Origin of the sequence: Pseudomonas sp. B21-010, assembly GCF_024749325.1 — a bacterium.
Taxonomy (GTDB): Bacteria; Pseudomonadota; Gammaproteobacteria; order Pseudomonadales; family Pseudomonadaceae; genus Aquipseudomonas; species Aquipseudomonas kilonensis.
In genome coordinates this window covers 3,983,407-3,995,677 of the sequence record NZ_CP087198.1, presented here as the reverse complement: position 1 = coordinate 3,995,677, position 12,271 = coordinate 3,983,407, and the positions used below count along the sequence as shown (strand labels likewise).

General features: G+C 57.6%; 12 protein-coding genes. 5 read left to right on the top strand and 7 right to left on the bottom strand.

Annotation, left to right across the window (positions count from 1 at the left end; genetic code table 11):
- The first annotated feature begins 182 nt into the window (after positions 1 to 182).
- The 3 genes from gabT to LOY50_RS17475 all read left to right on the top strand — a co-directional run bounded on the left by gabT (position 183) and on the right by LOY50_RS17475 (position 2,753).
- Positions 183 to 1,475 (top strand): 4-aminobutyrate--2-oxoglutarate transaminase, encoded by a 1,293-nt coding sequence (gabT, locus tag LOY50_RS17485; protein ID WP_253476082.1) that lies wholly within the window; start codon positions 183 to 185, stop codon positions 1,473 to 1,475.
- Between the two features lie 87 nt (positions 1,476 to 1,562).
- The gene (locus LOY50_RS17480) at positions 1,563 to 2,219 is read left to right on the top strand and encodes a hypothetical protein (RefSeq protein ID WP_018601222.1); all 657 of its coding nucleotides are present in this window, start codon (positions 1,563 to 1,565) and stop codon (positions 2,217 to 2,219) included.
- 45 nt (positions 2,220 to 2,264) lie between these two features.
- Complete coding sequence (locus LOY50_RS17475; protein WP_003203167.1) at positions 2,265 to 2,753, top strand: Lrp/AsnC family transcriptional regulator; 489 nt, start codon at positions 2,265 to 2,267, stop codon at positions 2,751 to 2,753.
- 263 nt (positions 2,754 to 3,016) lie between these two features.
- On the opposite strand, the gene LOY50_RS17470 is transcribed toward LOY50_RS17475, so the two are convergent.
- The 4 genes from LOY50_RS17470 to LOY50_RS17455 all read right to left on the bottom strand — a co-directional run bounded on the left by LOY50_RS17470 (position 3,017) and on the right by LOY50_RS17455 (position 5,984).
- A complete protein-coding gene (locus LOY50_RS17470) occupies positions 3,017 to 3,970 on the bottom strand; it encodes an alpha/beta fold hydrolase (protein ID WP_258688691.1) in 954 nt (317 codons plus the stop codon).
- A gap of 212 nt (positions 3,971 to 4,182) precedes the next feature.
- On the bottom strand, positions 4,183 to 4,830 hold the full coding sequence (locus LOY50_RS17465; RefSeq protein WP_258688689.1) for a VOC family protein: 648 nt from the start codon (positions 4,828 to 4,830) through the stop codon (positions 4,183 to 4,185).
- Between the two features lie 39 nt (positions 4,831 to 4,869).
- A complete protein-coding gene (locus tag LOY50_RS17460; protein WP_258688688.1) occupies positions 4,870 to 5,022 on the bottom strand; it encodes a hypothetical protein in 153 nt (50 codons plus the stop codon).
- A 161-nt stretch (positions 5,023 to 5,183) separates the two neighbouring features.
- Positions 5,184 to 5,984, bottom strand: coding sequence for a hypothetical protein (locus LOY50_RS17455; protein WP_258688686.1), 801 nt, complete (start codon positions 5,982 to 5,984; stop codon positions 5,184 to 5,186).
- Between the two features lie 217 nt (positions 5,985 to 6,201).
- On the opposite strand from LOY50_RS17455, the gene LOY50_RS17450 reads away from it, so the two are divergent.
- Both LOY50_RS17450 and LOY50_RS17445 read left to right on the top strand, forming a co-directional pair.
- Positions 6,202 to 6,951, top strand: coding sequence for an ABC transporter substrate-binding protein (locus LOY50_RS17450; RefSeq protein ID WP_258688684.1), 750 nt, complete (start codon positions 6,202 to 6,204; stop codon positions 6,949 to 6,951).
- A 114-nt stretch (positions 6,952 to 7,065) separates the two neighbouring features.
- Complete coding sequence (locus LOY50_RS17445) at positions 7,066 to 9,765, top strand: EAL domain-containing protein (protein WP_258688683.1); 2,700 nt, start codon at positions 7,066 to 7,068, stop codon at positions 9,763 to 9,765.
- A gap of 60 nt (positions 9,766 to 9,825) precedes the next feature.
- Here the strand turns inward: LOY50_RS17445 and LOY50_RS17440 are convergent, their stop codons facing one another.
- The 3 genes from LOY50_RS17440 to LOY50_RS17430 all read right to left on the bottom strand — a co-directional run bounded on the left by LOY50_RS17440 (position 9,826) and on the right by LOY50_RS17430 (position 11,924).
- A complete protein-coding gene (locus tag LOY50_RS17440; RefSeq protein WP_258688682.1) occupies positions 9,826 to 10,398 on the bottom strand; it encodes a hypothetical protein in 573 nt (190 codons plus the stop codon).
- Between the two features lie 715 nt (positions 10,399 to 11,113).
- The gene (locus LOY50_RS17435; protein WP_258688681.1) at positions 11,114 to 11,608 is read right to left on the bottom strand and encodes an addiction module antidote protein; all 495 of its coding nucleotides are present in this window, start codon (positions 11,606 to 11,608) and stop codon (positions 11,114 to 11,116) included.
- Between the two features lies 1 nt (position 11,609).
- On the bottom strand, positions 11,610 to 11,924 hold the full coding sequence (locus tag LOY50_RS17430; protein WP_408980870.1) for a type II toxin-antitoxin system RelE/ParE family toxin: 315 nt from the start codon (positions 11,922 to 11,924) through the stop codon (positions 11,610 to 11,612).
- Positions 11,925 to 12,271 lie beyond the last annotated feature (347 nt).

Sequence of the window (12,271 nt, the reverse complement as noted above, 5' to 3'; positions counted from 1 at the left end):
CTCTTGCGGCAGATTCCATGGGGCTGGAATGCCTCTGGAGGATTCTGCTGTTTGCCGGGGTGTAAACAGTCGATCCGAATTTCTCAACGACCAAGTTCGGCTTAGACAATCGCGTCGAACGCTTAACCTGTGAACACACCGCAGCCGCTTCCTGGGTGCGAGGCTCACGATGGGAAATGCCAATGAACAGTAAAGTCGAAGAAACCCCAAGTTTGCTCCGTCAGCGTGATCAATTCGTGCCACGTGGTTTGGTCACCGCGCACCCGTTGGTGATCGATCGGGCCCAGGGCTCGGAATTATGGGACGTGGACGGCAAGCGTTACCTGGACTTCGTCGGCGGCATCGGTGTGTTGAACATCGGCCACAATCACCCCAAGGTCATCGCGGCCGTGCAGGCCCAGTTGCAGAAGATCTCCCATGCCTGTTTCCAGGTCGTGGCCTACAAGCCCTACCTGGACCTGGCCCAGCGCCTGTGCGAAATGATCGGCGGCCAGCACGCCTATAAAGCGGCATTTTTCACCTCGGGTGCCGAAGCGGTGGAAAACGCCGTGAAGATCGCCCGGGCCCACACCAACCGCTCGGCCGTGATTGCCTTTCGCGGCGGGTTCCATGGCCGGACCTTGCTCGGCACCACGCTGACCGGCATGAGCCAGCCGTACAAACAGAACTTCGGCCCGTTCGCCCCGGAGGTCTTCCACACGCCGTATCCGAATGCCTATCGCGGCGTCACCAGCGCAATGGCGCTCCAGGCGCTGGACGAGCTGTTGGCCACCCAAGTGGCACCTGAGCGGGTCGCGGCCATCATCATCGAGCCGGTGCAGGGCGATGGCGGTTTCCTGTCGGCCCCCGCCGAGTTTTTGCAGGGCCTGCGCGCATTGACGCAAAAGCATGGCATTGTGTTGATTCTCGATGAAATCCAGACCGGTTTCGGTCGCACCGGTAAATGGTTCGGTTTCCAGCACGCCGGCATCCAGCCGGACCTGGTCACGGTCGCCAAGAGCCTCGCCGGTGGCTTGCCGTTGTCGGGTGTGGTCGGCAAGGCCGAGATCATGGACGCTCCACTGCCGGGTGGCCTGGGCGGTACGTACGGCGGTAATGCGCTGTCGTGCGCGGCGGCGCTGGCGGTGATCGAGGCGTACGAGCAAGAACAGCTGCTGGCCCGTGGTGAAGTCCTGGGTAAGCGCTTGCGCCAGGGCCTGCTGCACCTGCAAACCCGTTACCCGCAGATCGGCGACGTGCGCGGCAGCGGCTTCATGCTGGCGATCGAACTGATCAAGCATGACGACGCGCGCACCCCGGACGCCGACCTGAACCAACGCCTGATCGACGAAGCCCGGGCCGGCGGTTTGCTGGTGATCAAGTGCGGGGTGTACCGCAACGTCTTGCGCTTCCTGGCGCCGCTGGTGACCAGCGAAGCGCAGATCGACGAAGCGTTGCAGATTCTCGACGGCGCCTTGGCACGCGTCCTCGGCTGATGCCTGCGTTCATGACGTTTGCCCGGGCAAGCGTCAGTGGCGATTAATGGAGCGTTGATCGATGGGACATCATCGGAGGCTTTACAGATGAGGCTGACTGAATATCGGGCGTTGTTGATCGATTGCGATGAGGTCCTGGTGGATCGGGACTCCGGCGTCTGGACGGCGTTGCAGCCGCTGCTGGAAAACCATGGCGAGCCGTTGGACAAAGCACAGGTGCTCGCCGATTTTGACGAAGTGCTGCAAGCCTTATATCCGCGTTTCGGCGAATTGGGCTTCAGCGGCTTGCTGTGTTTCGCCCACCGTCAATTGGCCGAGCGCTGGAAGCTCAAGGTCAGTTGGGAGGAGGGCATGAGCTTCGCCCGCTCGGCTGCCGGTTGGACGCTGTTCGAGGATGCGCCGGGTGCGATGCTCTACCTGCGCAAGTTCTATCGGTTGTTGGTGCAAGGGGATCGCGATGCCGAGGACCGGGGCGTGTTGTGCGAGCGCCTGGGCATCGAGCCTGATGATTTTATTTCGCTGGCGAGCGACCCGTTGCAGGATCACGATTGGCTGGCGGCCAATGGCCTGAGCGCCGAGTCTATTCTCCAGGTGACCCGTCCCGGCGCCCGCCCACGGTCGGTTGGGGCTGTCTGCCTGATCTGCCGCAACGCCGATATGTCTCCCGCGCCCTGTGCGGCGGACTATTGCATCAACAGCATGGCTGATCTGGTCGCTCAGCATCAGCTGTCCTTACGACGCTGATTTTGTTAGAAGATTGTCTTACAAACGGCAGGCAAGAGGTATGCGATGGAAGGTTTAGCGAAACTGGACCGGATCGACATCAGCATTTTGGTAGAGCTTCAAAAAGATGGCCGCATGACCAACGTCAGCCTGGCCGATGCCGTGGGCTTGTCCGCCAGCCCGTGCCTTCAGCGGGTCAAACGACTGGAATCGTTGGGGTACATTTCCAGCTACAAGGCCCATCTGAACCTGGCCAAGATTACCGATTCGGTGACGGTCTTCACCGAAGTTACCCTCAGCGACCACAAGCGTGAGGACTTCGCCAAGTTCGAATCCAACATCCGGCTGGTGGATGAAGTACTCGAATGCCACCTCATCAGCGGCGGCTACGACTACCTGGTGCGCTTCATGACCCGCAGCATCCAGGACTATCAGGACGTGATGGAAAGCCTGCTGGACAAGAACATCGGCATCTCCAAGTACTTCAGCTACATCGTCATCAAGTCACCGGTGCGCAAGGATGAGATTCCATTGCGTAAGTTGTTGCGGCATTGAATTCGTGATCCATCCTAAAACAACTGTGGGAGCGAGCTTGCTCGCGATGGCGTCGGTAGATTCAGCATTGAGGCAAGCTGACCCACCGCCATCGCGAGCAAGCTCGCTCCCACAATTGATCTTGAGTGCACACAAGCGCCGAATCCACCCCAAACCCCCTGTGGGAGCGAGCTTGCTCGCGATGGCGTCGGCAGATTCAGCATTGAGGCAAGCTGATCCACCGCCATCGCGAGCAAGCTCGCTCCCACAAGAGATCTGGGCTTTTATTCCTTGAGGAAGGTCAGCAGATCCTGATTGAGGCGATCCTTGTGCGTCTCGGTCAAGCCGTGCGGTGCACCAGGGTAGACGATCAGTCGAGCGCCCTTGATCAGCGCCGCCGAGGCCCGGCCTGAAGCGTCGATAGGCACGATCTGGTCGTCATCGCCGTGGATCACCAGCGTCGGCACATCGAACTTCTTCAAATCGCCGCGGAAGTCGGTCGCCGAGAATGCCGCGATCGAGTCATAGGTATTCTTGCTGCCACCCTGCATGCCCTGCACCCAGAACGACTGGATCAGCCCTTGGGATGGCTTGGCGCCCTTGCGGTTGTAGCCGTAGAACGGGCCGGAGGCAATGTCCAGGTACAGCTGCGAGCGGTTCTCCAGGGACGCCTTGCGCAGGCCATCGAACACCTCGATAGGCAAGCCACCGGGGTTGGTGTCGGTCTTGAGCATCAATGGCGGGACAGAGGACACCAGCACGGCTTTCTTCACTCGAGCGGTGCCGTGACGGCCGATGTAGCGAGCCACTTCACCGCCCCCCGTCGAGAAGCCCACCAGGGTGACAGCCTTCAGGTCTAGCGCTTCAATCACCGCCGCCAGGTCATCGGCGTAGTGATCCATGTCGTTGCCTTCCCAAGGCTGGCTGGAGCGACCGTGGCCGCGACGGTCATGAGCCACCACGCGATAACCCTTCGAGGCGAGGAACATCATCTGGCCTTCCCAGCTGTCGGAGTCCAGTGGCCAGCCGTGGCTGAAGGTCACGACCTGACCATCGCGCGGGCCCCAGTCCTTGTAATACAGCTGCACGCCATCCTTGGTGGTGATGTAGCTGGCGGACTGGACCACGCTGCCGACAGCAGACGCGCTGGCAGCGGCCTGGCCAGGCGACGCGGCTTCGGCGCTGAGGGTGGCCAATGCCAGGGTGGCGACAGCGAGGGTGCGGTTGAAGGTGTTCATCGTTTCTCTCTCCATAAGGTCGGTTTGATCTGCGGCGATCGTCGTCGATCGCGTTGGTGGGCAGATTAGAGAGAGAGGCCGAGGACGAGAACGGCGCCGGTATCGATAGCAACTATGGGAAAATCGGATAGCTGCGTTTCGCTTCGGTTACGAAGTGAATACTCGTGGCGAGGGAGCTTGCTCCCGCTGGGTGGCGAAGCCGCCCCAAACGGTCACACGTGTAAAAGCGGCAGTGTCTTCAACCCATTTGGCGTTTGAATATGCGCAAGCAGATAGGGAGCCGAAGGCGCTTGCAGTGCGTGAAGATGAATCCGGCCAGAAAAATTCATGGCCGTCAGGATCGCTTTGATCTTTTCCGGATCCGTATGAAAGACATCCAGTGCCAATAGCGCACAACCCTTGTCCTGGAGCGTGTCCGCCGGATGAAGCCCAGGCGCCCATTGAATGAGGGTGGGGACTGATCCATCCATGGGAAGGCTTCCATCAGCCGGTATGGTTATTTGCCAATTCAATGTTCCTCTCGTCATGGGTTCGACATCCCCGACAAGGCCAGGGCAGGCATCACGAGCGGTATGGATATCATCAGTGCGTGCCACCCAGGTCGCCAGGCGTGCCGGCGAATGGGGGGCCAATTGATCAAGGCCGAACCAGCGTGCCCGGTCCGGACGTAGGGCGGACGGGTCCACGGCAATCACTTCGAGGTAGAGCCCGGGGCCAAGGTGCAGCAGCCTGTTATGGGTGCCCATGCGTGAATGGACGCCACCCGGCTGAAGGTCGACGCCCAGCGCGTCAGTCACGAACGCGCAGCCGGTATCGAGGTCCGTTGCCACGATGACGAGGTGATCAAGGGTGGTTTTCATGTGTTCATCCATCCGTGGGTTGGGAAGTATCTGTAGCCATCAACCAAAAGAAGGCATCGGCCCCAGCGAGTGCAAGATCCACATGACCGCCGCCACTGCTGCCAGCACCGCGACCACAATGCCGATCAGCACCCATTTCAGGATTTTCTGCCCTTTCGACGGCTCGGAGCTTGGCGCGTGCGCCTCTACCATGTGCCGAATTTCCCCGGCGCATCGCGGGCAAGCAGCGGTGTCGTAAGGGAGGACGGATCCGCATTGATCACAGTTTGTCATGTCGTCACTTCGAGGCTCAAAGGAGGGGCAGCCCTTTATGGGCTGGTAAAAGCGAACCGAAAGCGCGTGGCGCCAGTCGCTTAATATTTGTAGACGATGCCCAGCCTTCCCATGATCTCCAAGGCATTGATCAGGCCCAGGCCGTTCATGGGCAGGCAGGCGAAGGCCTGGTATTCATTGAAGTGCGTGCCGATGGCCAACAGCTTCAAGTCATGAGCCTCCAGCTGTGCGTTGAAATACTGCAGGAGCGCACGCTCCCAATTGTTGGCGCGGTTGATGGCATCGATGGCTTTACGCTCCGGCGCAGGGATTTCAATGCCCAACTGTCGCAGCGGGGCGAGGGCATTGACGGCATCGATCCCGTAGGACGACCACTCCTTCCATTCGAACCCCGCCAACTGATTCGCCTCGGTGAGCGCTGACTCGACCTGCGTCCAAGCCCAATCCCATTGCCCGGTAGGCGCCGGCATGTTTTGAATGAGCGCCTGCGCGCGCGCCTCGTCGAACAAACAATCAAACAGATCGGCCAGGGTATCGGCCAAATCGGGCTGCGGCCCTTGCCCCTGGGTGTCCAGATCGTGGCTCAAGCGCTGCCACAGACTGCCCAGCTCGGCCCAGTCCTCGTCATCCATGTCGTCATCGATCACCTGTGCCTTATGGCCGCGCGAGTAGTTATCCAGCCGCGTCTTGCGCACGCGTACGCGGCCCTCGGCGAGATCGACCTCATAGCTGCGGTAATCCAGGTAGTTGGTCTGGAAAACGATGCGGTCAGCAAACACCTCATGGGCGAGGCTTTCCTCAGCGTCGAAATACGCCGCGCCTTCGACGTGGCCATGGGCGGTGATGATGCGTTGAAACAACAGTGGGTCGATCGGATTCATGTGGGCGGGTCACAGGGAGAAGGGCGAAAGGGAAGCGCCGTGTACGCTGGCCGATATCCGGTTCGCGCTGATCGTACACCAAGGCCTGGGGGTTGCTAAGGGGCGGAATGTGGACTGCTTCAACTGTCGGGCGTGTGTTTGGGTCTATGCTTACCTTGCCCCCTTTGAATCAGGCTCCATCCATGCACAAACACCGAACAATCCGGCGGGAGAACACGTGAGACATTCGACACCGGCTGCAGCGCTGCTCTGCCTATTGCTCGGCACGGTTGATGCCGGGGCCGAGGAGTATCAAGTCATCACCGAAGAGTGGGCGCCGTACAACTATCAGGAAAACAATCAGCTCACCGGCATGACCACCGAGATCGTCCGGGCCATCATGGCGCTCACCGGGAATGACTTCGAGGTCCTGTTGCAGCCGAGTATGCGAGCCACCCAGGTACTGAAGACGCGGCCCAAGACCATCATGTACTCCCTGTTCCGCACACCGGAGCGCGAGCCGTTATACAAATGGGTCGGACCGATCGTGGAGGAATCCATTCACCCCTATCAACTGGCCAGTACGCCGCCGGTGAACTCCCTGGAACAACTGCTGCATGCCCCGCAGATCACCACCCGCCACGCCGGCCTGGTGCCGCAGATGTTGCAGTCGCTGGGCTTCAACAACCTGGATAAAAGCGCCACCGAGAGCAAGCTGCTTTACCGCATGCTGCTTGCCAGACGCACCGACATCATCGTCGGTGACACCGATGCTGGCGTGGCTTATTACAGCCGTCAGTTGAACATCGCGCCGGGCACCCTGCGACGGATCCCTATCGAACTGTATCGCTCATCGTTGTACATCGCCTTCAGCCCTGACAGTGAGGATGAAGTGGTGGCGGCGTGGGCAAGTGCGTTGGAGAAGTTGCGGCGTTCAGGGGAGTTGGAGCGGATTCAGCGGCGGTATGAGGGGGCGGTTGGGCGGTGAGGAAAAAGGGGTAGGCCTCGTGCCACTTTGCACGGAGTGTTTTTGCTTGAGTGATTGCTAACTGGAGATGACCTGGTTTGTTTTATCGAGCGAGCCGAATCAGTCCGGTGAACAATGATAAATCAACTGGCAGTGGGGATGATCTTGAGCATAAATCGTGCCGGCGTACTGCTGATACTGGGTCTGTTATTTCTCGATTTGATCGTATGGGCTGGCGCATGGAGATGGTTGGATGTAACTCGCAAGCAGTTCGAGGCGAAGGCCTCTATTCAGGCAGACAACCTGTCGCTGCTGCTCCATTCAGACTTTAATGGCCGACTTGAGAGTATCGACCGTACGCTGAGCGCAGTGGCTCATGAAATCGAGCGCCAAGAGACATTCGGAGAACTGCGCCCTGAGCTCGTCGAACCGGTCTTGAGCCAACACCTCTTCGTGCTCCCATCGATGTCAGGTATGCGAGTGGTGAACGCCGTCGGCGAGATTGTCTTCGGTGCCAGTGGGGAATCCCAGGTTTTTGTTACCGACCGTGAGTACTTTCAGCAATTACGTGATGATCCTAAGAAGGGCATGGTCATCAGCCATCCGGTTTTGGGCCGAATAAGCAAAACATGGGACATTGTCTTTGCCAGAGCCATCCACACACCGCAAGGCGAGTTTGCCGGCATTGTGACGCTTGTCCTTCCAATCAGTTCGCTAAACGAACGCTTTGCGACTCTTTCCAACGGATCAACTGATATTTTCGCCATCTTTAATGACCAGAGTTTGAGGTTTATTACGCGGTACCCCGAAGGGGTCATTGCCCCGGGAGAACCTCTAATCGTTCGTAAAGATGCTCCAATGTTTGTTGCTCGACGAATTTCCCGGCTGTCTGGAACCTTCGTCAATGTCGCGCCGCAAGATGGAGTATTGCGCTCTTATGGGTATCGCTGCATGGCGACGCAGCCGATTTGCATTCTGGTGGGGGTCGGGCTTGAAGCCTATCTCGCCCCCTGGGTTGCCGAGCGGCGCATGATCGTTGGCTCCGTTGCGCTATTTACTTTGTTTACCTTGCTGTTGTGGTATCTGACCTACCGGGCGTGGTGTAGGCAACTCGACGCCATGAACGCCGAGCAAGCTGCCTATCAGGTCAGGGACGCTGAACATCGATTTAACCAAGTCATTATTGATGAGTCGCCTATTGCTGTCGTGACGCGTGACATTGAAGGCGTTATCACGTTGGTAAATGAGGCCGCGGAGAAACTGCTGGGATGGCCCGCCGACGCACTCGTGGGGCAAACGCTAGAGAACCTGCTTCCCGACATGGCCGCAGAGATCGCCTATCCCCACCATAAGACGTTCACGGGTGAAACCGTGGTAGACCGGGAAATAACGCGTTCGCACCGCGACCGGCATCCCGTCAATATCAGCGCTACACAGGCGCCGCTGCGTGATGCAAGTGGTGCGGTCACCGGTTACCTGACGATGGCGATGGACATCACTCGGCGCAAGGACGCTGAAGCCAAGGTGGAGTACCTCGCCTCAAGGGACGCGTTGACGGGGCTGCCGAACTGGTCGATGTTGCGCGACCGCTTTGAACATGCCAAAGGATCCGGGGGGGACCAATGTCCTAGGTTGGTATTCGTCATGCTCAACCTGAACAACTTCAAGACCATCAACGAGTCGCTTGGACATGCCGCAGGTGACGCCGTGCTCCGAGTCGTCGCCAAGCGCCTGACAGAATGTGTACGTGACTCCGACACGGTAAGTCGCCAGGGTGGCGATGAGTTCCTCCTGCTGCTGATCGGTATGGATGGCCTGGCGCAAATTCAGGCGGTTCTGCATGAGCTTAAGTCCAGCGTGTCCTGCGTCATGAATATCCAGGGTGAGGAAATTTATACGTCTGCGACGATGGGGGTAGCCCTGTATCCGGAGGATGGTGAGGATTTCGAGACGATTTTACGCAAGGCCGCCGCCGCGATGTCTCGGGCCAAAGGTGACGGTCGAGGCTCGTGTCGTTTTTTCGACGATGGGCTTGACCGCGAAGCGACGGCCAGCCTTCGTACGGAGGTTGGATTGCGCAGGGCCCTGGCAAAGGGTGAATTCGAATTACATTATCAACCGCAAATTGACCTTCGAAGTGGTCTTGTACAGGGGGTCGAAGCGTTGTTGCGCTGGCGGCATCCCGAGCAAGGGTTGGTGCTCCCCGGGCAGTTTATTCAGATCGCTGAGCAAAGTGGTCTTATCGTGCCCATCGGTGAATGGGTCATAAGCGAATGCTGCCGACAGGGGCAAGTGTGGCGCGAAGCGGGTATTGCACCTGTACGAATTGCGTTCAACCTGTCGGCCGTGCAATTCAGTCACAGCGACGTTGAAGGGACGATCCGACGTGCTTTGATCGAGTCTGGGTTTGATCCCAACTTTCTCGAACTTGAACTTACGGAGTCGGTGCTCATTCGCAACACTGAACAAGTGCTTAACACCGTCCAGCGTCTTAAGCAGCTTGGCGTGATGGTTTCCGTGGACGATTTCGGCACCGGTTACTCCAGCTTGGCTTATCTCCAGCGCTTTGACGTCGACAAGTTGAAGATTGACCAGGCCTTCGTGCGCGACCTGTGTCAGAACACCAATGACAAAACAATCGTGCGTGCAATCATCCAGATGGCTCACGCACTTAACCTTCGCACGATAGCCGAAGGCGTCGAAGACGAAGCGACGCTTGCATGCTTGCAACAGTTGGAATGTGATGAAGTGCAGGGATACCTCATTGCCAAGCCGATGCAGGAAGAACAACTGGCTACGTTTATTCGTGAATACAGCAACGGTTGGACTGTGTGAGGGTGACCGTCCGCCCGATATCCCGCGGAACCGGCGAAAGCCGGTCCCGCAGACCTTCACTCACTTCACGCTCTGCACATGCATGTCGATGGATACCGAGTCATTTTTGTCAGTACTGGCGTGATAGAAGAAACCATAGTCAACCAAGTAGTAATAGTGCTTCAGCGGCACGACTGTTGAGCTTGGGCGCTGTTCACGGCAGCTCAACGCCTTGGCGTTACCGCTCAAGGCTGGGTTCAGTCGTTTGGCTGGCCCTTCACTGTCGACGGTGCAGTCGAAGGTTTTCGGTTCCTTGCCCACGGTGCCGATCAGATTGCTGGTGAGGCTGCCCTGGCGGGTGAAGCCCAGCTGACTGCCCACAGGCATACGCTGCCAATCGCCACGGAAACTCAGGCTGTCGACCACCTCGGTGTTCTCGGAGCGCGTGGCCTGCTCTGTGCCTGATAGTCTGATCAGGCCGCGCCAGTTGATCTGGCGACCATTGAGGTTTTCGCTTTTGTGAACAATGCGCAGCTGCCCGCTCACAGGGTCAGTGGACAGAAAATACTCAGTACGCTCCGGCCAACTCTCTTGGGAATGACTGGCGGTGCCTGCCAACTCAATATAAGTCAGCGTCTTGGCCGGGGCCGGCATGTGCAGTTGCTCAATGCTCCTCAACACTCCGGGGTTGATGTCGGGCAGGGCATCCGCCGCGATCGGTGCTTTGGTACGTGAAGGGTGGCTTGCTTATCGGCCGGTGGCTGTTGGCCTGGCGCAGGCGTTGCACAGATGTTTCCGGTAAGTCCATTGAGGGAGGCGGGGTGGGGAAGATCGGGTCAGATCACGGCTATTAAGGGGGGACGCGAGGGCTCAACGGACGTTCGCGTCAGGAGCTTCGCAGGATGGCATGGGCGTAAATCTCCTGGGCTGCTTCCCTATGGACGCAAAACGAAGGGTAGAAGTGGATTTCGTGCTGGAATTCCGGCCATTGACCCGATTGCTGCCTGCAGAGAAATGCGACTTCAGCCTCAACTGTCTCCAAATCTCTTAGAGTCGTGGGCGCTCCTTCATGTTCGGCAGTCCATATGCTCAGAGCCAACCTGTGTCTCAGATTTTTCCACTTAGTGTGTACAGCTTTGGATGCTGATGTGTGCTTGCGGGTTTAGAAAAGGTGCATTTCACCCCGTCCAGAGAAAGCCGGTAGGGTCCTTCGTCAAAGAGTTCAAGGTGATATGCCTGTGGGGCGCGTAGTTTCATGTGAAAAAGGCTCCAGGTTCTCTGTGCTGACCGCGAGCGTGGAAGGGATCAACAGGGGCAGGGGGGCTTGGCCAATTCGTGTTTGTCTGGAATCCACGAAGCCAACGGCGACTTACTGCTGCACAGCGGCTTTTACCTTTCTCGCAGCAGGTTTTGCGCTTGGTTTAGCCGCTGCTGCCACTGGTTTTTTTGCAGCGGATTTCGCGGTAGGTTTGGCCGCCGCTACCGATGGTTTGCGAGCCTTTGGAGCAGTTGCTTTGGAAGCCGCTGCTAATGTTGCAATCGGTTGTACGGTGAGTTCTACACCGATCGCGGTCATCAGTTTCTTGATAGTTTCAAACCGCGTTTTTGCACCTGATTTCAGCACCTTATAAAGGCTTTCGCGATTAACCCCGGCATCCTTGGCGACTTTATTAACACCTTTGGCTTTTGCGACTTCGGCCAAAGCGTGAATAAGACTTTCCGTATCATCAGCTTTCATACTTTCAGCCAAATATGCCGCTATAGCCTCCGGGCTATCGAGAAAGCGCGAAGCCTCATAACGAGTCGTACCCGTCGTGTTTAGGTTAAGGACCGGCATATCCTCAGGGTTGAATTTCTCGCTCATGTCATTTACCTCTCAGGGCATCAAGGATCGCTTTGGCTTTCTTAATACCTCGTTTTTGATCTGTTTTATCGCTTCCACTGAGCATCAAATACTCTGCGATCCCCGAGCGCACAAAGTAAATTCTGTACCCCGGTCCAATAAAAACACGCATTTCGCTCACCCCATCGCCAACGGGTTCGCAATCACCAAAGTTGCCGTCTGCGGCTCGATCCAGACGGGCCAAGATGGCCGATTTCCCTTGAGCATCCTTCACACTGTCGAGCCAATTCTCAAAATAGGACGTCTGGTGGATCTCGTTTATTTTCTTATTGATCATAGTCCCAATTGTAGCCATATGGCTACTCCTGACGGGTGCGAGGTTGAATGCAGGTAAAGGGTGTCTTTCATCGGTCATGAAGCTGATGGTGTCGCCCTGGCTGGCAGTAACCACTACTCGCTGGGGGTTTGAGTATCGATAAGCAGTGAAGTGGGAGTGCAGTCGATGCTGGTGATGGGGGCGTATCTTTCCATGGGGTTGCTCCGATCAGATTAATGGGCTAATCGGATCCGCAGGTCGTCAAACCTGATCGCCATTTGGGCGACGGGAACGACTATAGATTTCACCGACGCTGGCGTACAAGGTGAGGGATTCCCACGCTTTTGTAGGAATTGTGATAGCTGTGC